The organism is Enterobacter sp. BNK-14 (assembly GCF_047456095.1).
Classification (GTDB): domain Bacteria; phylum Pseudomonadota; class Gammaproteobacteria; order Enterobacterales; family Enterobacteriaceae; genus Enterobacter; species Enterobacter kobei.
Genome location: NZ_CP179897.1, coordinates 3822097 through 3844483, shown reverse-complemented (window position 1 = coordinate 3844483; position 22387 = coordinate 3822097). Strand labels below are relative to the sequence as shown.

The 22387-nt window shown below is 56.6% G+C and carries 22 protein-coding genes; 8 read left to right on the top strand and 14 right to left on the bottom strand.

Annotated elements, in window-relative coordinates:
* Positions 1-84: 84 nt before the first annotated feature.
* The 4 genes from xseB to ACMGGM_RS18180 all read left to right on the top strand — a co-directional run bounded on the left by xseB (position 85) and on the right by ACMGGM_RS18180 (position 4151).
* Positions 85-327: an exodeoxyribonuclease VII small subunit gene (gene xseB / locus ACMGGM_RS18195; protein WP_008503331.1), complete on the top strand. Its 243-nt coding sequence runs from the start codon at positions 85-87 to the stop codon at positions 325-327.
* The gene (ispA, locus tag ACMGGM_RS18190) at positions 328-1227 is read left to right on the top strand and encodes a (2E,6E)-farnesyl diphosphate synthase (RefSeq protein WP_014882763.1); all 900 of its coding nucleotides are present in this window, start codon (positions 328-330) and stop codon (positions 1225-1227) included.
* Positions 1228-1251: 24 nt separating this feature from the next.
* Complete coding sequence (gene dxs / locus ACMGGM_RS18185; protein WP_023332229.1) at positions 1252-3114, top strand: 1-deoxy-D-xylulose-5-phosphate synthase; 1863 nt, start codon at positions 1252-1254, stop codon at positions 3112-3114.
* A gap of 62 nt (positions 3115-3176) precedes the next feature.
* Positions 3177-4151 carry an aldo/keto reductase gene (locus tag ACMGGM_RS18180; RefSeq protein WP_014882761.1) on the top strand — a complete coding sequence of 325 codons (975 nt, stop codon included), beginning with the start codon at positions 3177-3179 and terminating at the stop codon, positions 4149-4151.
* Positions 4152-4592: 441 nt separating this feature from the next.
* On the opposite strand, the gene thiL is transcribed toward ACMGGM_RS18180, so the two are convergent.
* The 5 genes from thiL to nrdR all read right to left on the bottom strand — a co-directional run bounded on the left by thiL (position 4593) and on the right by nrdR (position 8198).
* A complete protein-coding gene (gene thiL / locus ACMGGM_RS18175; protein WP_045134716.1) occupies positions 4593-5564 on the bottom strand; it encodes a thiamine-phosphate kinase in 972 nt (323 codons plus the stop codon).
* 77 nt (positions 5565-5641) lie between these two features.
* A complete protein-coding gene (gene nusB, locus ACMGGM_RS18170; RefSeq protein WP_014882759.1) occupies positions 5642-6061 on the bottom strand; it encodes a transcription antitermination factor NusB in 420 nt (139 codons plus the stop codon).
* Between the two features lie 21 nt (positions 6062-6082).
* Positions 6083-6553, bottom strand: coding sequence for a 6,7-dimethyl-8-ribityllumazine synthase (ribE, locus tag ACMGGM_RS18165; RefSeq protein ID WP_014882758.1), 471 nt, complete (start codon positions 6551-6553; stop codon positions 6083-6085).
* 87 nt (positions 6554-6640) lie between these two features.
* Positions 6641-7744 carry a bifunctional diaminohydroxyphosphoribosylaminopyrimidine deaminase/5-amino-6-(5-phosphoribosylamino)uracil reductase RibD gene (gene ribD, locus ACMGGM_RS18160; RefSeq protein WP_032637351.1) on the bottom strand — a complete coding sequence of 368 codons (1104 nt, stop codon included), beginning with the start codon at positions 7742-7744 and terminating at the stop codon, positions 6641-6643.
* Positions 7745-7748: 4 nt separating this feature from the next.
* Positions 7749-8198: a transcriptional regulator NrdR gene (gene nrdR, locus ACMGGM_RS18155; protein ID WP_008503337.1), complete on the bottom strand. Its 450-nt coding sequence runs from the start codon at positions 8196-8198 to the stop codon at positions 7749-7751.
* 152 nt (positions 8199-8350) lie between these two features.
* Here nrdR and ACMGGM_RS18150 point away from each other — a divergent pair, with 152 nt between their 5' ends.
* Positions 8351-8890: a DUF3251 domain-containing protein gene (locus tag ACMGGM_RS18150; RefSeq protein ID WP_014882756.1), complete on the top strand. Its 540-nt coding sequence runs from the start codon at positions 8351-8353 to the stop codon at positions 8888-8890.
* Between the two features lie 270 nt (positions 8891-9160).
* Positions 9161-10045, top strand: a complete 885-nt coding sequence (locus tag ACMGGM_RS18145) for a nucleoside-specific channel-forming protein Tsx (RefSeq protein ID WP_014882755.1) — start codon at positions 9161-9163, stop codon at positions 10043-10045.
* A 144-nt stretch (positions 10046-10189) separates the two neighbouring features.
* Here the strand turns inward: ACMGGM_RS18145 and ACMGGM_RS18140 are convergent, their stop codons facing one another.
* From ACMGGM_RS18140 to queA, 7 genes are all read right to left on the bottom strand, one after another.
* Positions 10190-10870: a helix-turn-helix transcriptional regulator gene (locus tag ACMGGM_RS18140; protein ID WP_014882754.1), complete on the bottom strand. Its 681-nt coding sequence runs from the start codon at positions 10868-10870 to the stop codon at positions 10190-10192.
* 14 nt (positions 10871-10884) lie between these two features.
* Positions 10885-11250 carry a VOC family protein gene (locus tag ACMGGM_RS18135; RefSeq protein ID WP_014882753.1) on the bottom strand — a complete coding sequence of 122 codons (366 nt, stop codon included), beginning with the start codon at positions 11248-11250 and terminating at the stop codon, positions 10885-10887.
* A 155-nt stretch (positions 11251-11405) separates the two neighbouring features.
* Positions 11406-12377 (bottom strand): protein translocase subunit SecF, encoded by a 972-nt coding sequence (gene secF / locus ACMGGM_RS18130; protein WP_014882752.1) that lies wholly within the window; start codon positions 12375-12377, stop codon positions 11406-11408.
* A 10-nt stretch (positions 12378-12387) separates the two neighbouring features.
* Positions 12388-14235 (bottom strand): protein translocase subunit SecD, encoded by a 1848-nt coding sequence (gene secD / locus ACMGGM_RS18125; protein ID WP_071890803.1) that lies wholly within the window; start codon positions 14233-14235, stop codon positions 12388-12390.
* A 27-nt stretch (positions 14236-14262) separates the two neighbouring features.
* On the bottom strand, positions 14263-14595 hold the full coding sequence (gene yajC / locus ACMGGM_RS18120; protein WP_000007630.1) for a preprotein translocase subunit YajC: 333 nt from the start codon (positions 14593-14595) through the stop codon (positions 14263-14265).
* A gap of 22 nt (positions 14596-14617) precedes the next feature.
* Positions 14618-15745, bottom strand: coding sequence for a tRNA guanosine(34) transglycosylase Tgt (tgt, locus tag ACMGGM_RS18115; protein WP_059372393.1), 1128 nt, complete (start codon positions 15743-15745; stop codon positions 14618-14620).
* A gap of 53 nt (positions 15746-15798) precedes the next feature.
* Complete coding sequence (queA, locus tag ACMGGM_RS18110) at positions 15799-16869, bottom strand: tRNA preQ1(34) S-adenosylmethionine ribosyltransferase-isomerase QueA (protein WP_014882750.1); 1071 nt, start codon at positions 16867-16869, stop codon at positions 15799-15801.
* Between the two features lie 92 nt (positions 16870-16961).
* Between queA and acpH the strand changes: the two genes are divergently transcribed.
* Positions 16962-17543 (top strand): ACP phosphodiesterase, encoded by a 582-nt coding sequence (gene acpH / locus ACMGGM_RS18105; RefSeq protein WP_014882749.1) that lies wholly within the window; start codon positions 16962-16964, stop codon positions 17541-17543.
* 126 nt (positions 17544-17669) lie between these two features.
* On the top strand, positions 17670-18272 hold the full coding sequence (locus tag ACMGGM_RS18100; protein WP_008503347.1) for a peroxiredoxin: 603 nt from the start codon (positions 17670-17672) through the stop codon (positions 18270-18272).
* Positions 18273-18315: 43 nt separating this feature from the next.
* On the opposite strand, the gene ACMGGM_RS18095 is transcribed toward ACMGGM_RS18100, so the two are convergent.
* Both ACMGGM_RS18095 and ACMGGM_RS18090 read right to left on the bottom strand, forming a co-directional pair.
* A complete protein-coding gene (locus ACMGGM_RS18095; protein ID WP_045134712.1) occupies positions 18316-19701 on the bottom strand; it encodes a DUF3999 family protein in 1386 nt (461 codons plus the stop codon).
* Positions 19698-22319 carry a DUF2339 domain-containing protein gene (locus ACMGGM_RS18090; protein ID WP_045134711.1) on the bottom strand — a complete coding sequence of 874 codons (2622 nt, stop codon included), beginning with the start codon at positions 22317-22319 and terminating at the stop codon, positions 19698-19700. The genes ACMGGM_RS18095 and ACMGGM_RS18090 overlap by 4 nt, the downstream gene beginning before the upstream one ends.
* Between the last annotated feature and the right edge of the window lie 68 nt (positions 22320-22387).

Here is a 22387-nt window from a genome sequence, read left to right as displayed (position 1 = left end):
GCTCCTGTGCACATTGCGCGTTATTTGCTTATCCGCCCGAGTCCGTTACCATGTCGGGGCGAAGAATATAAGAGTCAATTCACTATGCCGAAGAAGAACGACGCACCGGCCAGTTTCGAAACTGCGCTGAGTGAACTGGAGCAAATCGTTACCCGTCTTGAGAGCGGCGATCTCCCGCTGGAAGAGGCGCTCAACGAATTCGAACGTGGCGTGCAGCTGGCGCGACAGGGGCAGGTCAAACTGCAGCAGGCCGAGCAGCGCGTGCAGATCCTGCTTTCCGACAGCGAAGACGCGAAAACTACGCCTTTCACACCGGACGCCGAGTAAATGGATTTTGCCAACGAGCTTCAGGCGCGTGTAGTTCGCGCCAACGACGCCCTGCGCCGTTTTATTGCACCACAGCCTTTTCAGAACACTCCTCTGGTTGAGGCCATGCACTATGGCGCACTCTTGGGTGGAAAGCGCCTGCGCCCGTTCCTGGTGTACGCCACAGGCAATATGTTTGGTATCAGCGATAACACGCTGGACGCCCCGGCTGCCGCCGTTGAGTGCATCCATGCCTATTCGCTGATCCACGATGATTTACCGGCGATGGACGACGACGACCTGCGTCGCGGTCAACCTACCTGCCATATCAAGTTTGGCGAAGCGAATGCCATTCTGGCGGGCGATGCCCTGCAAACGCTGGCGTTCTCTATTTTGAGCGATGCGCCGATGGCGGAAGTGGCTGACCGTGACCGCCTGGCAATGATTTCCGAACTGGCGATGGCCAGCGGCGTGGCCGGCATGTGCGGCGGACAAGCGCTGGATCTTGAAGCGGAAGGACGTCAGGTTAATCTGGAACAGCTGGAGCGTATTCATCGCCACAAAACCGGGGCATTGATTCGTTCTGCCGTTCGCCTGGGCGCGCTGAGCGCGGGTGAACAAGGGCGCAAAGCCTTGCCGACGCTGGACAGATACGCAGAAAGTATCGGTCTGGCATTCCAGGTTCAGGATGACATTCTGGATGTGGTGGGCGATACTGCAACATTGGGTAAACGTCAGGGTGCGGACCAGCAGCTTGGCAAAAGTACCTACCCCGCCCTGCTGGGTCTTGAGCAAGCCCAACGTAAAGCCCGGGATCTGATTGACGATGCCCGCCAGTCGCTAAATGTACTGGCCGCACAATCGCTGGATACCTCGGCACTGGAAGCGCTAGCGGACTATATAATCCAGCGTGATAAATAAACTATATATCTCGATGAGCCTTTGATGAGTTTTGATATTGCCAAATACCCGACACTGGCGTTAGTTGACTCCACCCAGGAGTTGCGTCTGTTGCCGAAAGAGAGCCTGCCGAAGCTGTGCGACGAGCTGCGTCGCTACCTGCTCGACAGCGTAAGCCGCTCAAGCGGCCATTTCGCCTCCGGGCTTGGCACGGTAGAACTGACCGTGGCGCTGCACTATGTCTATAACACGCCGTTCGATCAGCTTATCTGGGACGTGGGCCACCAGGCCTATCCGCACAAAATTCTGACCGGACGTCGCGATAAAATTGGCACCATTCGTCAGAAAGGTGGCCTGCATCCGTTCCCGTGGCGCGGTGAGAGCGAGTATGACGTGCTGAGCGTCGGCCACTCCTCCACCTCCATTTCTGCGGGCATCGGTATTGCCGTTGCCGCCGAAAAAGAGAATAAACAGCGCCGCACCGTCTGCGTGATTGGTGACGGTGCTATCACCGCCGGGATGGCCTTTGAGGCCATGAACCATGCGGGTGATATCAAACCGGACATGCTGGTTATCCTCAACGATAACGAAATGTCGATTTCCGAGAACGTCGGTGCGCTGAACAACCATCTGGCGCAGCTGCTTTCCGGTAAGCTTTACTCCTCGCTGCGTGAAGGCGGTAAAAAAGTCTTTTCCGGCGTACCGCCGATTAAAGAGCTGCTCAAGCGCACCGAAGAACACATCAAAGGCATGGTCGTGCCGGGTACGCTGTTTGAAGAGCTGGGCTTTAACTATATTGGCCCGGTTGACGGCCATGACGTGCTGGGCCTGGTCACCACCCTCAAGAACATGCGCGACCTGAAAGGCCCGCAGTTCCTGCATATCATGACCAAAAAAGGGCGTGGCTACGAACCGGCGGAAAAAGATCCGATCACCTTCCACGCGGTACCAAAATTCGACCCGTCCAGCGGCTGTCTGCCAAAAAGCAGCGGCGGTATGCCGAGCTATTCCAAAATCTTCGGCGACTGGCTGTGTGAAACCGCCGCGAAAGACAACAAGCTGATGGCGATCACCCCGGCCATGCGTGAAGGCTCCGGCATGGTGGAGTTCTCCAGAAAATACCCTGACCAGTATTTTGACGTGGCGATTGCCGAGCAGCATGCGGTGACGTTCGCAGCGGGCCTGGCCATTGGCGGTTACAAGCCGGTGGTCGCTATCTATTCTACCTTCCTGCAGCGCGCCTACGATCAGGTGATTCATGACGTGGCCATCCAGAAGCTGCCGGTGCTGTTTGCGATCGACCGTGCGGGCATCGTCGGCGCTGACGGTCAGACGCACCAGGGCGCATTCGATCTGTCGTTCCTGCGCTGTATTCCGGATATGGTCATCATGACGCCAAGCGACGAAAACGAATGTCGTCAGATGCTGTTTACCGGCTATCACTATCAGGATGGCCCTAGTGCGGTGCGCTACCCACGCGGCAATGCGTTGGGCGTTGAGCTGAAACCCCTGGAAAAACTGACGATCGGTAAAGGTCTGGTGAAACGTCGCGGTGAGAAAGTGGCGATCCTGAACTTCGGTACGCTGATGCCAGAAGCTGCGAAGGTCGCTGAAACGCTAAACGCTACCCTGGTGGATATGCGCTTCGTGAAGCCGCTCGACGAATCTCTGATTTTGAATTTGGCCGAGACGCATGACGTGCTGGTCACCCTGGAAGAAAACGCCATCATGGGCGGTGCGGGAAGCGGCGTGAACGAGGTGCTGATGGCAAACCGCAACGTCGTGCCGGTGTTGAACCTCGGCCTGCCGGATCATTTCATTCCTCAGGGTACCCAGGATGAAGCCCGTGCGGCTATTGGCCTGGACGCCGCCGGTATTGAAGCCAAAATCCGCGCCTGGCTGGACTAATCCCTCCCCTTTTTCGCTCCTGCTATGCTTAAACGTATTGTTTAAACAGCAGGAGCGGAACCATGCAATACACCACATTAGGAAAAACCGACCTTAAGGTTTCCCGGCTTTGCCTGGGCTGTATGACTTTTGGCGAGCCCGAACGAGGGAACCACGCCTGGACGTTGCCGGAAGAGAGTAGCCGTCCGATTATTAAACGCGCTATCGAGGGCGGCATTAACTTCTTCGACACCGCCAACAGCTACTCCGACGGCAGCAGCGAGGAGATTGTCGGTCGTGCCCTGCGTGACTTTGCGCGTCGGGATGACATTGTGGTCGCCACCAAGGTGTACTACCCGTCAGGTGACCTGACTCAGGGCCTTTCTCGCGCGCAGATCCTGCGCTCTATTGATGACAGCCTTAGACGCCTGAACATGGATTACGTCGACCTGCTGCAAATTCACCGCTGGGATTACAACACGCCGATCGAGGAGACGCTTGAAGCGCTCAACGAGGTGGTGAAAGCCGGTAAAGCTCGCTATATCGGCGCGTCGTCTATGCATGCGTCGCAGTTTGCACAGGCGCTGGATCTCCAGGCGCAGCACGGCTGGGCGCGTTTTGTCACCATGCAGGATCACTACAACCTGATCTATCGTGAAGAAGAACGTGAGATGCTGCCACTGTGCTATCAGGAGGGCGTGGCGGTGATCCCGTGGAGCCCGCTGGCGCGCGGACGTTTAACCCGTCCATGGGGAGAAACCACGGCTCGTCTGGTCTCAGATGAAGTCGGAAAAAATCTCTACGACGGTACAGAAGCCAGCGATGCGTTAATTGCCGAACGCTTAGCCGGGATTGCCGACGATACGGGAGCCACCCGCGCACAGGTGGCGCTGGCGTGGCTGCTGAGTAAGCGCGGGGTCGCGGCACCGATTATCGGGACGTCCAGGGAAGAACAGCTGGATGAACTGCTGAGTGCAGTGGATTTATCCCTGACGCCGGAGCAGATTGCCGAGCTCGAAACGCCGTATCAGCAGCATCCGGTGGTGGGGTTTAAATAAGCCCTCATTCTAACCCTGTCCCAAAGGGCTGGGGTGAGGGGGAACATACGGCTGTGGTGGTCATTCCGTTCACTTTATGTTCCTTGCTACTCTGTAACGACATGACCAGTGAACGTGCCAGGGTGGCTCAATCGCCACCACCCTGGCAACCCGGGCTCCCGGCGGTAAATCGCCGCTTCGCGGTGCCTTCGGCTTATTCCTTCCGGCTTATCGGGTACGGGCGGAGGTAACGTCCCTGTAAAGCCCGCCCTCTCGGCGCATCCATGCGCCTCGCCCCGGCCTTACGGAAACGCCTCAGCGATTTACAGCCGGACCAGAGCATCGCTGAAAGCCTTACATCGTTCTTAAATAACCTTATTGCTGCTTAAAAATGGGAGAGGGAACGAAATCCGTAGGCCGGGTAAGGCGGAGCCGCCACCCGGCAATACAGAGCGCACAAAATTAACTGAAGTGATCGTACCCTTTCCAGTCGAGCGTGACCGGGGCACCGTCCTGCACAAACTTCAGCCCTTCGCTCTCCGGCATGATCTGCCCGATGCAGGTAAATTTCGCGCCGAGATGCGCTAACGCCACATCCAGCGTGCCACGGTTCAGCTCAGGTACCGTGAAGCACAGTTCGTAATCCTCACCACCGGAAAGCGCCCAGCGCAGGGCCTGCTCAGGCTCCACGTGGCGAAGCAGTTGCTCTGATAGCGGGAACAGATCCAGGTCGATGCGCGCGCCCACGCCGCTGGCCTTCAGAATATGGCCAAGATCGGAGATCAGCCCGTCGGAGAGATCGATAGCCGAGCTTGCCCGTTCCCGTAGCGCCTGCCCATGCAGAATACGCGGGGTGGGTCGCAGATGGCGTTTCACCAGATACGCCGCGTCGTCAGCATCCTTCACGGTCAAGCGATCCTGAAGAATAGCCAGCCCCGCAGCGCTGTCTCCCGGTGTACCGGTCACGTAGATCCAGTCACCTGGTTTTGCGCCCGAGCGTTTGAGCGCCCGACCGAGGGGCACATAGCCATGGATCGCCAGCGTCATCGACAGCGGCCCTGCAGTAGTATCACCGCCAATCAGCTGCATATCGTAGTAGTTCAGCTGTTCAAACAGCGCATCGCTAAAGGCTTCAAGCCAGGTTTCATCGACCTCGGGCAGCGTCAGGGCCAGCGTTAGCCATGCCGGATCGGCACCCATCGCGGCCAGATCGCTGACGTTGACCGCCAGCGCTTTATACGCCAGATCGGCAGGATCGATATCGGGTAAAAAATGACGTCCGCACACTAAGGTGTCGGTGCTGATTGCCAGCGTCTGTTTTTCAGGAATATTGAGAAGTGCACAGTCATCGCCAATGCCGGTTTCAACATCAAGACGAGAGGTTCTGACACGGTCGAAATAACGGGCAATCAGGGAGAATTCGCCGCATGCCATACGTTATGCCTCAGCAAATAAAAGAAAAAACCGGAGCCGCACTGCCCGTCAGGCAATGCAGGACTCCGGTTTGCGGATCACTTTTTGTGGGGACGGATCGCAGGTGCAGCTTTATCAAGAACGCCGTTAACAAATTTGTGGCTGTCTTCAGCGCCGAAGGTTTTTGCCAGTTCGATCGCTTCGTTGATGGCCACTTTGTACGGCACATCATCACGTTTAGACAGCTCAAACAGCGCGATACGCAACACTGCTTTTTCCACCTGACCCAGCTCTTCGAGCAGACGGGACAGGTATGGCTTCATCAGACCATCGAGATACGCGCTATTAGTCGCCACTCCCGACAGCAGTTCACGGAAGTACAGAACATCGACGTCTTTCACGTCCTGTTCTGACAGGAACTGGTACTCAACATCGGCGATGTCGTTGTGGGACAACTGCCAGGAGTAAAGTGCCTGAACGGCACATTCACGGGCGCGGCGACGAGCAGCAGGTTTCACGGAATTCCCCTTACAAAAAAATCAGGCCTTGATGGCTTTCAATACATTGATCATTTCAAGCGCGGTCAGTGCAGCTTCTGCACCTTTGTTACCGGCTTTGGTGCCAGCACGTTCGATGGCTTGTTCAATACTTTCGGTGGTCAGCACGCCGAACGCGACAGGAATTTCAGCATCCTGCGCAACGTGTGCCAGACCATTGCTTGCACCGCCCGCAACGTATTCGAAGTGCGCAGTGCCGCCACGAATAACAGTACCCAGCGCGATCACCGCGTCGTATTTACCGGTTTTCGCCAGCGCGCCCGCTGCCAGTGGCAGCTCGTAAGCGCCTGGAACCCAAACAACGGTAATGTTCTCATCTTTCACCTGACCGATACGTTTCAGGGCGTCAATCGCACCTTCCAGCAGGCTGTCGTTGATGAAGTTGTTGAAACGCGCAATGGTGATGGCGACGCGAGCGTCCGGGGTAGCTACAGCAGCTTCAATAATGTTCATACTCTTCCTTTACGGGTTCATTTGGCCCCGCAGGGGGGCGGATTTTATCATAATACTTTGCGCACTGCTTCCCTATTTCAGGAGCAATTACGCTGTCGTTAAATGGAGGCAGACATCCGGGCCTACAGGACGAATCTCGCTGAATGTGAGTTGCGGTGCGTCGGCCAGTTTTTCAAGGCCAGGCAGCACAAACAGGCCGCGCGCGTCGTGGCCTAACAGTTTAGGCGCAACGTATACAATCAGTTCATCCACCAGCCCGGCCTGCAACAGCGCACCCGCGAGCGTGGGTCCCGCTTCTACCCAGATGCTGTTCACCTGCTGCTTGCCGAGCAGCATCATCAGCACCACTAAGTCGAGGCGACCGTTGTGCTCAGGTACCATAATGCTACGCACGCCCTCTGGCCATTCGCGCGTATCTTCTTTGGTACGGGCAATCCAGGTTTCACCCGGCTGCTGCACGATGCGATGTTCCGGCGTTATGCGGTTCTGGCTATCAATGACAATACGCAGCGGCTGACGCAGGTTCTCCTGCGGGTAAAGCGCCTGAGTATCGGCATTCAGTTCGTCCCAGCGCACGGTCATAGCCGGATCGTCAGCCAGAACGGTTTCACTGCTGGTGAGGATAGCATGGCTTTGCGCGCGAAGACGTTGCACATCGCGCCTTGCCTGGGGCGAGGTGATCCACTGGCTTTCACCGTTTGCCATCGCCGTACGACCGTCCAGCGAGGCGCCCAGCTTAAGCTGGATATACGGGAACCCGGTGCGCATGCGCTTCAGAAAGCCTTTGTTGATCGCTTCGGCGTCCTGCATCATCAGCCCATGACTGACGTCAATGCCTTCCTGCTGCAGGCGATACAGACCGCGTCCGGCAACCTGCGGATTCGGATCCTGCATCGATGCCACCACGCGGGAAACCCCCGCAGCAATCAGCGCGTCGCAGCACGGTGGGGTACGCCCGTGGTGGCTGCAGGGCTCCAGCGTTACGTAGGCGGTGGCACCGCGTGCCTTCTCACCTGCCATCCGCAACGCATGGACCTCGGCGTGCGGCTCGCCGGCACGATAGTGGAACCCCTCCCCCACGATCTCGCCATCTTTAACGATCACGCACCCGACGTTCGGATTGGGATGGGTAGTAAAACGCCCGCGCTGCGCCAGCTTCATGGCTCGCGCCATGTAAATCTCATCCTGCATGAGCTTAATCCTGTAAGCGGGCGATCTCTTCGCCAAACTCTTTGATATCTTCGAAACTGCGGTAGACAGAGGCGAAGCGGATATAGGCGACCTTATCGAGCTTTTTCAGCTGCTCCATCACCAGGTTGCCGATCATCTTGCTTGGCACCTCGCGCTCGCCCAGACCACGAAGATAAGATTTTATGTGGTTTAACGCCATTTCGACGTCATCCGCGCTGACGGGACGTTTTTCCAGGGCCTTCAGCATCCCGCTACGCAGCTTCTCTTCGTTAAACGGCTCGCGCACATCGTTACTTTTTACCACGCGCGGCATTACCAGCTCAGCAACCTCAAAGGTCGTAAAACGCTCGTTGCACACCAGACACTGCCGACGACGGCGTACGGATGACCCTTCGCCTACAAGACGCGAGTCGATGACTTTGGTATCCACAGCGGAGCAGAATGGGCAATGCATACGGTATCCCTGTTATCCGGTTAACTGAGTTTCATTTTACCCTGATCTGGCCTGACAACAAAGGAAGAGCTTTTTGAGACAAAGGATCTATGTCTGACGGCACGTTGCTGGCTACCATTAGGGAGATCCGTTATTTCAAGGAAATAAACGCTATGACAAGACGTTACCTGAGAATTTTACTGGTGGGGAGCCTCTTCACCCTCAGTGCCTGTGCACAGCAAACCGAAGTCCGTCAGATGAAACAGAGTGTGAATACACTTAATACGGCGATGGACAAACTGAACAAAGAAACGGTGAAGATCACCCAGCAAAACGCGCTGAACGCCAAATCCAGCAGCGGGGTATACCTGCTGCCTGGCGCGAACACACCTGCGCGGCTGAATAGCCAGATTGGCACGCTGAAAATGTCGCTGGTCAATGTGGCAGCGAATGCAGATGGTACGCGCGCAACATTGCGCATTCAGGGAGAATCCAACGATCCGCTGCCCGCTTTTAGCGGCACCGTTGAGTGGGGACAGATCCAGGGCACGACGGAGAATTACCAGGAAGTGAACGTGAAGAACCAGCTCTTCACCGCCCCGGCCAGCGTTTTAGCGCCCAGTGATGTGGATATTCCGCTGCAGTTAAGCGGCCTTACGCCAGAACAGTTAGGCTTTATCCGCATTCACGACATCCAACCCGCCGCGCAGTAAACCCTTCCTTCTGAGCGGAGTGAAATGTCACTCCGCTAACATTTACATTTCGTATGGATTGGCAACATAAATGATTGCCGCTACAATCCCGGCCGTTTAAAGTACGCAAACGTGAACGCAATCGATTACGCGTGTGATAGATATGTGAAACAACACATATTTTTGTGAGCAAGGATTCCTATAATAGGCTCCGCAGAAACACGAAATATTTAGAAACGCAATTCGCGCATTTTTCACTCCCGGAAGGGAATTTCAATCAGTGGCATGATTATGAAAAAAACATTACTCGCAGCTGGCGCCGTGCTGGCACTGTCCTCCTCTTTCACTGTTAACGCAGCGGAAAACGACAAACCACAATATCTCTCCGACTGGTGGCACCAGAGCGTTAACGTGGTTGGTAGCTATCACACCCGTTTCGGACCACAGATCCGCAACGACACCTACCTGGAATACGAAGCATTTGCCAAGAAAGACTGGTTTGATTTCTACGGCTACATGGATGCTCCGGTCTTCTTCGGCGGTAACACCGATGCAAAAGGTATCTGGAACCACGGTTCTCCGCTGTTTATGGAAATCGAACCACGCTTCTCTATCGACAAGCTGACCGGTACCGATCTGAGCTTTGGTCCGTTCAAAGAGTGGTACTTCGCAAACAACTACATCTACGATATGGGCCGCAACAAGTCCGGTCGTCAGAGCACCTGGTACATGGGTCTGGGTACGGACATCGATACTGGCCTGCCAATGAGCCTGTCCCTGAACGTTTATGCTAAGTACCAGTGGCAGAACTACGGTGCGGCAAACGAAAACGAGTGGGACGGCTACCGTTTCAAAGTGAAATACTTTGTGCCAATCACTCAGCTGTGGGGCGGCAACCTGAGCTATATCGGCTTCACCAACTTTGACTGGGGCTCAGACCTGGGCGATAACGACTTCCGCGATCTGAACGGTAAGAAAGCACGTACCAATGATTCTATCGCGTCCAGCCACATCCTGGCGCTGAACTACGATCACTGGCACTATTCCGTGGTTGCGCGTTACTGGCACAACGGTGGTCAGTGGAACGACGATGCCAGCCTGAACTTCGGCAACGGCGATTTCAGCGTTCGTTCTACCGGATGGGGTGGCTACCTGGTGGTGGGTTACAACTTCTAACCCGTGCGGGACTGTGCGGGCTGATGCCCTCACCCTGCCCCTCTCCCACAGGGAGAGGGAACAAATACTAAAAACGGCAACATACGTTGCCGTTTTGCTTTTACCTCGCCGCCGGGCAAAAAAGCCAGCTCAAGAGCTGGCTTTTTATTGCTTAACCTTGCGCAAAAAATCCGCCAGAGACCTGTCCGCACTTTCGCTAAACCGTCTCTCCGTCTGCACGATATTGAGACATCTGTCGAGTCGGAAACAGCGATAGTCATCGCGCCGTTCACACCACGCCGCCAGCAGCCAACGCTCTCCCCAGAAGAACAAGCCCAGCGGCTGAACCTCACGCTTTGAAAGCTGCCCGGCTTCATCACGGTAATGCAACGCCAGCACGTGCTGGGCGGAAATTGCCTGATGAATCATGTCAAAATCGCTGCGGGAGTGGCTTTGCATGCAGAAATCCGGGGCATAAATCCGCGTCTGCTCCGCCTTTCGACGACTCTCCTCAGGCAGGATCGCCAGCACTTTCTCCTGGGCCGACTCCAGCTCGCGCGACAGCGATTCTCCTCCCCAGGTCTTGAGCAGGCGAATTGCGACGATCAGCGCCTCAGACTCCTTATTTGTCAGCATCAGAGGCGGCAGATCAAAACCCGACATCAGCCGGTATCCGCTTCCCGCTTCGCCTTCCACCGGCACGCCGGAGAGCGACAGATCGCGGATATCGCGGTAGACCGTGCGCTCGGAGACGCCAAGCCTGTCCGCCAGATGCGCTGCCGTCGTCAGACGCCTGCCCCGCAGGATTTGCACAATCTGAAACAAACGGTCAGCGCGTCGGGTCATATCGTATTACGCTCTCAGGCAGGTTGATGGAGGCCGACGCGGTTACCTTCGCTGTCGATAAACAAAGCAATGGTGCCAATACCATCCGGCAGTTCCAGCGGGCCAAACACGCACTCGCCGCCCGCGGAGGCAATGCGATCGAGCGTAGCCGTCAGGTTATCCGTATGCAGATAGATAATAGCGCCCTGCTGCGACGGCGAAACGCCCTCAAATTTTGCCAGCGCGCCGCCGGTGGCCGGATCGTCATGCGGGAATACCGCGAGCTCTGCCATGTCCATTTTCTCACGTCTCAGCTGGACCTGCATGACTGGCTCATAAAATTTGATGGCGCGATCCATATCTACCACGGGAATTTCAAACCAGTTAATCACACTTTTCATACATCCTCCTGACTGTTGTTTGGGTTCGAAAAGAGTCTACGACAGGGCTCCTGACAGCATACTGTCAGGAGTGTTTGTCAGGAGTGTTTGTCAGGAGCAGATAAAAAAAATCCCGGTCAACCGACCGGGATTTCGATAACACGCTATTCGACGCCTTACGGCAGAATGGACGGCTGATCCGCCCCTTCTTTCTCAACCTTCTGCTGGAGCAGGTGCTCGCGCTTCATGCCGAGTTTCAATGCCAGTGCGGATGCGACGTAGATAGACGACGCCGTACCGATGGAGACACCAATCAGCATGGTCAGCGAGAAGCCTTCCAGTACCGGGCCACCGAACAGGAACAGCATCAGGATCACCATCAAAGTGGTACCGGAGGTGATCAGGGTACGGTGCAGCGTCTGGGTCAACGACACGTTAAAGATTTCGTACGGCGTACCGCGACGGATCTTACGGAAGTTTTCACGGATACGGTCAGATACCACGATACTGTCGTTCAGTGAGTAACCGATAACGGACATCAGAGATGCCACGATGGTCAGGTCAACCTCAATGTGGAACAGCGACAGAACCCCCATGGTGATCACCACGTCGTGCGCCAGGGCGATAACCACCCCGGCCGCCAGTCGCCACTCGAAGCGGAAACCGACGTACACCAGGATGGAGATCAGCGCCACCAGCAGCGCCATTGCACCGGTCTGCGCCAGGTCCGCACCCACGCTCGGGCCGACAAACTCAATACGCTTGACCGCCGCGTTCTGGCTGGTTGTTTCGTTAATCACGTTAACAACCTTGCTGCCTAGCTCCTGGCTGCCGTTAGCATCGTGTACCGGCGGCATACGCACCATGATGTCACGGCTGCTGCCGAAGTTCTGCAGCAGCGGCTCTTCAAAGCCGGCTTTCTGCAGAGACAGACGCATCTGGTCCATATCGACCGGTTTTTCCAGGGAGATCTCGATAACCGTACCACCGGTGAAATCCAGACCCCAGTTAAAGCCTTTCACGCCCATAACGACGATGGACAGAATCAGCAGTAAACCTGAAATGCCGAAGGCCCAGTAGTCCCAGCGCATAAAGTCCCAGACTTTACGGCCATGGTTCAATTGTTCAACAGTATATTCCTGTGCCACAACGCACTCCTCAGATAGACAGCTTTTTGACGCGCTTGCCGCCGTACAGCAGGTTCACGATGGCACGGGTGCCGACAATAGCGGTAAACATTGACGTTGCGACACCGATACCGGTAGTAATCGCAAAGCCTTTGATCGCGCCAGTACCCACTGCATACAGGATAAGAACCTTAATCAGTGTTGTTACGTTCGCATCGAAAATAGAGCTGAACGCGCCTTTATAACCTTCGTCAATCGCCTGCTGAACAGAGCGACCGTTGCTCAACTCTTCTTTGATACGTTCGTTAATCAGTACGTTGGCGTCGACCGCCACCGCAAGGGTCAGAACGATACCCGCAATCCCCGGCATGGTCAGCGTCGCCCCTGGCAGCAGGGACATAATGCCGATGATCAGCACCAGGTTGGCGACCAGCGCACTGGTCGCAATCAGACCAAACTTCTTATAGAAGAAGATCATGAAGAGGATAGAGACCACCAGACCGGCCAGACACGCTTCCAGACCCTGTTGGATGTTCTGCATCCCCAGCGTTGGACCAATGGTACGTTCTTCAACAATCTGAATTGGCGCAATCAGCGCACCGGCACGCAGCAGCAGAGAGAGCTGACGCGCTTCGTTCGGGTTGCTAATACCGGTAATACGGAAGCTGTTACCCAGACGAGACTGGATATTGGCGATGTTAATCACCTCTTCCTCTTTCACCAGCACTGCACGACCGTTCGCATCTTTCTTACCGCTGTCTTTGTACTCCACGAACAGGGTGGCCATCGGTTTACCGATGTTGTCCTTGGTGAAGTTAGACATGATGTTACCACCCGCGCTATCCAGCGAGATGTTAACCTGCGGCTGGTTGTATTCGTCCTGGCTGGAAGTGGAGTCGGTAATATGGTCACCAGTCAGAATGACGCGTTTGTACAGCACAACGGGCTGACCTTCGCGGGTCTGTTTCACTTCGGAGTCACCCGGAATACGGCCTGCTGCGGCAGCGGACTGATCGACGTTAGAGTTAACCAGACGGAATTCCAGCGTTGCGGTCGCACCCAGAATCTCTTTCGCACGCGCAGTGTCCTGAATACCCGGCAGTTCAACCACGATACGGTCAGCACCCTGACGCTGTACCAGCGGCTCAGCCACGCCCAGTTGGTTTACACGGTTACGCAGAATGTTGATGTTCTGCTGAACGGCATATTCACGCGCTTCTTTCAGACGCGCATCGGTCATCACCGCGCGCAGCTGGTTGCTGCCCTGAGAGGTGATGACCAGGTCACGGTGACGTTGGGTCAGGTAATCTACAGCCTGATCGCGCGCCGCACTGTCGCGGAACGTGATGCTCATACCGTAGTTATCTTCTTTACGCACGGTAGTGTAAGGGATGCCTTTGTCGCGCAGATCGCTGCGCAGGCTGTCGATATTCTGTTCCTGCAGCTTGCCGAGCGCGGTATCCATATCCACTTCCATCAGGAAGTGAACACCACCACGCAGGTCAAGACCCAGTTTCATCGGCTCTGCGTTCAGCGCAGCCAGCCAACGCGGGGTTGCAGGAGCAAGGTTAAGCGCCACGACATATTTGTCACCCAGCACGCCCATCAGCGCTTCGCGAGCGCGGAGCTGCGTGTCGGTGGTGTCGAAGCGAGCAAGAATTGCACCCTCTTCCAGAGCCACAGACTTAGCGGTAATTTTTTCTTCTTGTAACGTTTTCTGGACCTGGATCAGCGTTTGCTCACTGGCGGCGACACCGCGCGCGCCAGTGATTTGAACGGCCGGATCCTCACCATACAGGTTGGGAAGCGCGTACAGCAGGCCGACGAGAATCACGACGACCAGCATGATGTACTTCCACAAAGGATAACGGTTTAACACGGCAGTTCCCTTTGGGAAAAGTTGGGATTACAGCGCCTTCATGGTGCCTTTCGGCAGAACGGCAGCTACGAAGTCACGTTTGATAACCACTTCAGTGGTGTCGTTCAGGGCGATTGCAATGTAGCCACTTTCAGCCACTTTGGTTACGCGACCGACCAGACCACCGTTGGTCAGCACTTCATCGCCTTTCGCGATGGAGTCCATCAGCTTTTTGTGCTCTTTGGTACGCTTCTGCTGTGGGCGGAGGATCATGAAGTAGAAGATCAGACCGAACACAACCAGCATCAGGATCAGAGACATCGGGCTGCCCTGCGCCGGAGCACCTGTTGCCGCTACCGCATCAGAAATAAAAAAGCTCATTCAAATTCCCTCATTATTAAAATTAAACAACGTTCAACGGTGGTACATCCCGCCCCTGACGTTGGTAGAAATCGGTCACGAAGCTCTCTAATTTACCCTCTTCGATAGCCTTACGTAAACCAGCCATTAAGCGCTGATAATAACGAAGATTATGAATGGTATTGAGACGCGCGCCCAAAATCTCGTTGCAACGATCGAGATGATGCAGATACGCGCGGGAATAATTGCGACAGGTATAGCAATCGCACTCGGAATCGAGCGGGCTGGTGTCACTCTTATGCTTCGCGTTACGGATTTTCACCACGCCGTCAGTCACGAACAGATGACCGTTACGTGCGTTACGGGTTGGCATGACGCAGTCGAACATATCGATGCCGCGACGTACGCCTTCCACCAGATCTTCTGGTTTACCCACCCCCATCAGGTATCGTGGTTTATCCGCCGGGATTTGCGGGCAGACATGCTCCAGAATGCGGTGCATATCTTCCTTCGGCTCACCCACAGCCAAACCGCCGACAGCGTAGCCATCAAAACCTATCTCTACCAGACCTTTAACGGAGATATCGCGTAAATCTTCGTAAACGCTGCCCTGGATAATGCCGAACAGCGCATTTTTGTTCTGCAGGGAGTCAAAACGGTCGCGGCTACGCTTCGCCCAACGCAGAGACATCTCCATAGAGCGTTTCGCGTAGTCCCAGTCAGCCGGGTATGGCGTACATTCGTCGAAGATCATCACGATGTCAGAACCGAGATCGTACTGAATCTCCATCGACTTTTCTGGATCGAGGAAAATCGGATCGCCGTTGATCGGGTTACGGAAGTGAACGCCCTGCTCGGTGATCTTGCGGATATCCCCCAGGCTGAAAACCTGGAAACCGCCGGAATCGGTCAGGATTGGGCCTTTCCACTGCATGAAGTCGTGCAGGTCACCGTGCAGCTTCATGATCTCCTGACCCGGGCGCAGCCACAGGTGGAAGGTGTTACCGAGGATAATTTGTGCGCCAGTGGCTTCAACTTCTTCCGGCGTCATCCCTTTTACGGTGCCGTACGTACCCACAGGCATAAACGCGGGGGTTTCCACCACGCCGCGATCAAACACCAGACGACCGCGACGCGCGCGGCCATCGGTGGTATCGAGTTCAAATTTCATTTTTTCTCCGACGTCAGAAAAACAGTCCAACGTTGTCATACGGTGCCGCGGACTTATTCCCCGACACGCTCATTCAAAGCCTGCGGATTGTACGTGATAAACATCGCGTCCCCGTAGCTAAAAAAGCGATATTTTTGTTCTACCGCAGACTTGTAAGCATTCATCGTATGCTGATAACCCGCAAACGCGGAAACCAGCATAATCAGCGTCGATTCAGGCAGATGGAAGTTGGTCACCAGCGCATCAATGACTTTGTACTGGTAGCCCGGGTAGATAAAGATCTGCGTATCGCCAAAGAACGGCTCGATGAGACCCGTTTTCGCGGCCTGTGCAGCGCTCTCCAGCGAACGGACTGAAGTCGTGCCTACCGCAACCACGCGGTTTCCGCGCGCTTTCGCCGCCAGCACCGCGTCCACCACCTCCTGAGGCACTTCGGCATACTCAGAGTGCATGATGTGGTCTTCAATGCTGTCTACGCGCACCGGCTGGAACGTACCCGCGCCGACGTGCAGCGTCACGAACGCCATCTCAACGCCCTTCGCGCGCAGTTTTTCCAGCAGCGGTTCATCAAAGTGCAGGCCCGCCGTCGGCGCCGCGACCGCGCCAGGTTTCTGGCTGTAGACGGTCTGGTACAGCTCGCGATCGGCCTCTTCGTCCGGGCGTTCAATATACGGCGGCAGCGGCATATGGCCGATGGCGTTAAGGATATCGAGGACCGTGCGCTCGTCCTGGAATTCCACCTCAAACAGCGCGTCGTGACGCGCGGTCATGGTCGCTTTAATGCTCTCGTCATCGCCCAGCAGCAGTTCTGCGCCCGGCTTCGGCGCTTTAGAGGCGCGAATATGTGCCAGAATACGTTTATCATCGAGCATACGTTCGACCAGCACTTCAATCTTGCCGCCGCTGGCCTTACGGCCAAACAGACGCGCCGGGATCACGCGGGTGTTGTTAAAGACCAGCAGATCGCCAGGGTTGAGCTTGTCGAGCAAATCGGTGAAAGTACCGTGCGTCAGCTCGCCCGTTGGCCCATCCAGCGACAGTAAGCGACAGCTGCTGCGCTCAGGCATGGGATAGTGAGCAATCAGGGATTCAGGTAGTTCAAAGGAGAAATCGGCGACGCGCATGACGTATACTCGTGACTTAAAAACAGGCGGCATAGTCTAGTGCTCACACCCTTTTGCTGCAACAATTAGCCGCCCCCGGACAAATAAAACGCATGAATTTTCTCGCTCACCTGCATCTCGCTCACCTCGCTGACAGCTCCCTTTCCGGCAATTTGCTGGCCGATTTCGTGCGCGGCAACCCTGCAGAAGACTATTCCCCTGAGGTTGTCGACGGCATCTTTATGCACCGCCGCATTGATGTCATCACCGATAACCTGCCCGAGGTCACGGAAGCCAAAGCGTGGTTCCGCCCTGAGACTCGCCGCGTTGCGCCGATCACGCTGGATGTGATGTGGGACCATTTCCTGTCTCGCCACTGGGAACAGCTCTCCCCGTCGCTACCGTTGCCAGAGTTTGTGCGCTACGCCCATGCACAGGTGTCGGTCATTTTGCCCGACTCACCGCCGCGCTTTGTCAATCTGAACAACTATTTGTGGTCAGAACGCTGGCTGGAGCGCTATGGTGAGATGGCTTTTATCCAGAACGTCCTGAATGGCATGGCCAGCCGCCGGCCGCGTCTGGATGCGCTGCGTGACTCCTGGTATGACCTGGATGCACACTATGACGCGCTGGAGACGCAATTCTGGCAGTTCTATCCGCGCATGATGGCGCAAGCGAAAAACAAACAGCTGTGACAGATTTACATTGATAGGTAAAAGCTGGCGGAACGATTGTCACCACCTCTTTGTCTTATCCATGAACACTCTCTATACTGGCTCGCGTTGCGTTCCAAATAACCTTAGTATCTACAGGAGAATCATATGGTTCTGGTAACTCGTCCGGCTCCGGATTTTACAGCTGCAGCAGTTCTGGGCAACGGTGAAATCGTTGAAAACTTCAACTTCAAACAGCACACCAATGGTAAAGCGACCGTTCTGTTCTTCTGGCCAATGGACTTCACCTTCGTTTGCCCGTCTGAGCTGATCGCCTTCGACAAACGTTATGAAGAATTCCAGAAGCGTGGCGTGGAAGTGGTTGGCGTCTCCTTCGACTCTGAATTTGTACACAACGCATGGCGTAACACCCCTGTCGACAAAGGCGGCATCGGTGCGGTGAAATACGCAATGGTTGCGGACATCAAACGCGAAATCCAGCAGGCTTACGGTATCGAACATCCGGACGCTGGCGTTGCACTGCGCGGTTCTTTCCTGATCGACGCAAACGGCATCGTTCGTCACCAGGTTGTTAACGATCTGCCGCTGGGTCGTAACATCGACGAAATGCTGCGCATGGTTGACGCGCTGCAGTTCCACGAAGAGCACGGCGAAGTGTGCCCGGCTCAGTGGGAAAAAGGTAAAGAAGGTATGGCTGCTTCCCCAGACGGCGTAGCAAAATACCTGTCTGAGAACGTATCCAGCCTGTAATCGGCACGGTTTACGAAGAAGGCCCGCACATGCGGGCCTTTTTTTATGCTTTACGCTGCGTCTCTCGCCAGATGCGCCAGGCCATGAGCGCCAGCAGGAACACGCCCACAATCAGCACGCTCCACACCAGCAGCGCGTTCATCCGGCTCTCCTGCTCGCCCGCAGAAGTGGCGGTCAAACGCGCCTCACCGCCCAACGCGACATCATCCACAATATCGGCCTGCGGCAGATTCGCCATATCATAGGTTTTGCGCAGGTCGGCGGGGATCAGCATGTCAGGTTCCAGGTTTGCTGGTTTTGCCGCCCCGTTTCCCCAGGCGAGCACGTACGGTGCTTTCCCCTGCGCGTTAAACACCAGATCAACGCGGTCGCGATGCCCTATGACGTTCGGAAGGTATTCAGGCAGACGCGCATTCAGCGTCGTGATTTTTACCGCCTGGACCCGCTCTCCGTTAAGCGAAACCGGCGCAGACGTTTTGCCCTCCAGGCGGTAAAGAACCTCTTTTTTCAGGGGGTGCCATGTGTCTTTTTCCGTACTTCGCCACGCGATCTCCACGGGCAGAACGCCGTCGCCATTCAGCAAGAAGCTGACCGCGCTCAATGGCTGCGGGTGCGCCCAGTGCCACTGCGCTTCGCTTGTCGATAGCTGTTCCCCTTCCCCCTCCAGGTCGATCGCTTCCGGAGCCATCTGCGCAGGGGCGCTAATCGCGTTTACGCCGGTCAAGGTCATACCCTGGCTCTGCGTATTCAGCACCACCATGAGATAGCGATTCGCATCAGGAGATAAAACCGTATCGGTATCGATCCGATCGAGCTTAAGGCGATCCTGGCCACTGACGACGTCCAGCAAGGGCATATCCTCGCGTAGGGTATACCAGCGCTTCAAATCCTCGCTGTAATAGACCGACGCCGTTCCCTGCCACGACGTCTTAGGGGGATTCCAGAGCAGCTGCAGCTGGGATATAGCCATCTCGCCCGTCGCCTGCTCTGGCAAGGTCAGCAGATAATGTTGCCCGGCCACGGCAGCTTTCTGCCCTTCGAGCACAATCTCAACGCCATTTCCGGAACGGAGCAGGATCTTATTGCTCTCACCGGCATCTGGCGCCGCGGCAAGCGGTGAGGCGTCCAGAGGAAAAAGACGCAGCGCCGTGGATTGCGCCACCACCTGCGGGCGCGTCGCGGTGACCAGGCTGAAGGGAACCGGCTCACCCGACTGATTAAAGACGCGGACATCGTCCAGATTCGGGGAGGTGCTCTGTTCATAGACGGCGAGCGGCAGCAACACCCGATACCACTGGGAAGGAACCGACGTTTCCAGTGAACGACCAAAGGCATAATCCCGCGGCGATTCCGTTTGCATCTCGTCGCAGAACGCCATGCCCGATAGCGCCAGCAGCGTGGTACAGACTACCGCTTTCATCCATTTCATTTTTCATCTCCAGTTTTAGGCGGTAGTGGCGAGAAATACCCCACGATCAGGACCAGTATCGCCACGCCGATAAACGCCACGGCACGGGACAGGCCGCCTCCGCCTGCGCTGTCCACCAGCATCAGTTTAACCATCACGCCCCCCAGCAAGGCGGCCCCGCAGAGCCACTCCTGGCGGGAGGCCCGGCGGGTAGCATGGACCATGACCACCAGCGCGATCAGCATCCAGAACAGGGCAAACGTGGTCTGGATAAGCCGCGAATCCCACAGCGACGCCATATTCCAGGCCACATCCCCATACCAGGCCAGGGCGCGCATCAGCGCCCCGTTAAGCCACCAGAAGCCAAACGCCATGATAGCAACGGCAGGCCACGGGCGAGCCTGAGCAAGCAACGCGGGATAGTAGCGATCCACTGCCCGATAAAAGACCACCAGCCCCAGCAGCGCGAATGCCGCGCCTTCCTCAAGCGGGTTCACCAGCGGCAGCCAGGTTTGCCGGTAAACGACGCCGTCCTGGAAATTGGTCACGACCAGCAGCACCAGCAGCGCCACGACGACAGGGATCGGCGCCAGGCAGGTATAGAGCGCAGGCCACTCCCCGAACGGCCACGCGCGGCGACGCACCGCCGCGGAAAGCGCGAGAATCACGCCGCCCCCAGCCGCCATCGCCAGTCCACTGCCCCACGCCGCCATGCCCCACGGTAGCGCGCGAGCAAACCAGTAAAGTTCAGCCGCCAGCGCCAGTAAAATCATCCAGCAAAGCGTCAGGTGCAGCCCCATCGCGATGCGCGGCAGCAGTCGTTCACCGTCACGTCGCAGCAGCATCAGTGCGGCAGGAAGTGCAATGCACCAGGCCAGATTTGACCAGCCAGCGGCAACGATCTGCTGATGCGAAAGCTGGTAAACCACCATCACCAGCATCAGTGGCCACAGCAGCCATTTGCTGGCATCCAGCTCCCGCCACGCCAGACGAGCGGCAGCCTGGCGCCAGCCCCAGACCGAGACGGCCGAGAGCGCCAGCACGCCTGCCAGAACCGGTAATTCTTGTTTCAGCACCCGTTGCGAGGCACCCAATAGCGCCACGATCCAGAACAACAGGCCGCCTGCCAACAACGCCCAACTGACCGGCAGAACACTTTTGCGCCATAGCCACGCCCCAGCCAGCCAGCAAAGGCTGAGGATGGCGAAGATAAGGAGAAGGCTCAGCGACGTCACGCCGTCCATTTGCGCCCACAGCGCGCTGCCGAGTGCCAGCACCAGCAGCGCCGTCCCGCTATAGCTCATACGACGCTGGTTCTGCTGCATGCCCAGCCAGAGGATACCCAGCCCCTCCAGCGCCCAGGCCATCGCCGTCCAGCGCGCCGAGAGCGCCAGCGGAATGGAGAGCGTAGCGAACCCGCCGCCGATGGCCAGCGCCGCCATGACCAGTGGTCGTCCGATAGACGGATAGCGCCGCAGCGCGAGGAACGCAATGGTAAGATAAAATGCCCCATATCCGAGCGCGCTCAGCGCCGGGCCATATTCCCAGTGCCGGGTCATGCCGTACTGCATCCCGAAGCCAATCAGCGGCGGAGCAAACAGCAGTACGCCGTCAATAATCTGTTTCCCTTTTTCCTGCGCCCGCAGCGACAGCGCCACGCACAGCACGCCGAATATCAGCGTATTGGCAATCAGGAACAGCTGGCACACCCAATAGTGTTCAGGTTGATAGTCGTTCAGCCCCCAGAGGCCGCCCACGCCAAACGTAAAAAGCAGACCGAGCAGATTGAGCTCGCGCCAGTGCTGCCAGATGCTGATGGCGAGAATACCGATGGAAAGCAGGAGATAGAAAGAGAACAGCGCCACAAAGTTGCCGCCTCCGGTAGACAGGAGCAGCGGTGCCAGATACCCGCCGAGGCTCGCCAGCATGGCCAGGCTCAAGGCCTTTTGCAGCACGGCCAGCCCGACGCTCGCGGCGCAAATCGCTACCAGCAGCGCAAAAGCCAGCGTCATCGGCAACATTTGCCAGAGCCGGAAGGCACCAAAGACCGTCAGGTAAAGAATGCCCGTCGCCCCACCCTGTAAGATAAGCGCATAAACCGGCTGCTTATGCCGCAGTCGCCAGCCAATCGCCAGCAGAACGATGGCAAACAGCGCCGTCGCCACCAGGCGCAGCTCAAGCGGGAACAGAGAATGTTCGACGGTATAGCGCAGCAGGAAAGAGAGACCGAGGAAAAGCAGCAGGATCCCCAGCTTCGCCAGCGGATTACCCTGCATAAACCAGCGCACCAGCGACGTCAGTATGCCGCCAAAGGCGGATGGCTGTTTTGCCGCAAGGGCAGGAGCGGAAACGGGAGCGGGTTCAGCCCTGGGCACGCGGGCGTCCGGACGCCAGGGGTCGACAGGTGCGGGAGTGTGCTCCACCACTGGCGCGGTCACAACCACCGGCGCGGCGGTCTTCGCCGTCTCCGGCGCTATCTCAGCGGCACCACGCTGCTCAAGCGCTTCAATACGCTGGCGAAGCCTGGCGATCTCCTGCCGCGCCGCCGTGCTCCGATTAAAGCCAATAACCGCAAGCACGGGCGCAACCACCAGCGCAAAAACCAGTAACAAACAGCCAAGGATGTAGAGCTCGTCCATGTTTCCACCTTCACCGTAAACTATTCGTTAAGATTGACACAAATCGTTGCATTTGCGCCATCTTAAAG

Excerpts from the sequence above, each read along its gene's own strand:
- xseB (WP_008503331.1), top strand. The coding sequence starts at position 85 with ATGCCGAAGAAGAACGACGCACCGGCCAGTTTCGAAACTGCGCTGAGT.
- ispA (WP_014882763.1), top strand. The coding sequence starts at position 328 with ATGGATTTTGCCAACGAGCTTCAGGCGCGTGTAGTTCGCGCCAACGAC.
- dxs (WP_023332229.1), top strand. The coding sequence starts at position 1,252 with ATGAGTTTTGATATTGCCAAATACCCGACACTGGCGTTAGTTGACTCC.
- ACMGGM_RS18180 (WP_014882761.1), top strand. The coding sequence starts at position 3,177 with ATGCAATACACCACATTAGGAAAAACCGACCTTAAGGTTTCCCGGCTT.
- thiL (WP_045134716.1), bottom strand. The coding sequence starts at position 5,564 with ATGGCATGCGGCGAATTCTCCCTGATTGCCCGTTATTTCGACCGTGTC.
- ribE (WP_014882758.1), bottom strand. The coding sequence starts at position 6,553 with ATGAACATTATTGAAGCTGCTGTAGCTACCCCGGACGCTCGCGTCGCC.
- ribD (WP_032637351.1), bottom strand. The coding sequence starts at position 7,744 with ATGCAGGATGAGATTTACATGGCGCGAGCCATGAAGCTGGCGCAGCGC.
- nrdR (WP_008503337.1), bottom strand. The coding sequence starts at position 8,198 with ATGCATTGCCCATTCTGCTCCGCTGTGGATACCAAAGTCATCGACTCG.
- ACMGGM_RS18150 (WP_014882756.1), top strand. The coding sequence starts at position 8,351 with ATGACAAGACGTTACCTGAGAATTTTACTGGTGGGGAGCCTCTTCACC.
- ACMGGM_RS18145 (WP_014882755.1), top strand. The coding sequence starts at position 9,161 with ATGAAAAAAACATTACTCGCAGCTGGCGCCGTGCTGGCACTGTCCTCC.
- ACMGGM_RS18140 (WP_014882754.1), bottom strand. The coding sequence starts at position 10,870 with ATGACCCGACGCGCTGACCGTTTGTTTCAGATTGTGCAAATCCTGCGG.
- ACMGGM_RS18135 (WP_014882753.1), bottom strand. The coding sequence starts at position 11,250 with ATGAAAAGTGTGATTAACTGGTTTGAAATTCCCGTGGTAGATATGGAT.
- yajC (WP_000007630.1), bottom strand. The coding sequence starts at position 14,595 with ATGAGCTTTTTTATTTCTGATGCGGTAGCGGCAACAGGTGCTCCGGCG.
- tgt (WP_059372393.1), bottom strand. The coding sequence starts at position 15,745 with ATGAAATTTGAACTCGATACCACCGATGGCCGCGCGCGTCGCGGTCGT.
- queA (WP_014882750.1), bottom strand. The coding sequence starts at position 16,869 with ATGCGCGTCGCCGATTTCTCCTTTGAACTACCTGAATCCCTGATTGCT.
- acpH (WP_014882749.1), top strand. The coding sequence starts at position 16,962 with ATGAATTTTCTCGCTCACCTGCATCTCGCTCACCTCGCTGACAGCTCC.
- ACMGGM_RS18100 (WP_008503347.1), top strand. The coding sequence starts at position 17,670 with ATGGTTCTGGTAACTCGTCCGGCTCCGGATTTTACAGCTGCAGCAGTT.
- ACMGGM_RS18095 (WP_045134712.1), bottom strand. The coding sequence starts at position 19,701 with ATGAAATGGATGAAAGCGGTAGTCTGTACCACGCTGCTGGCGCTATCG.
- ACMGGM_RS18090 (WP_045134711.1), bottom strand. The coding sequence starts at position 22,319 with ATGGACGAGCTCTACATCCTTGGCTGTTTGTTACTGGTTTTTGCGCTG.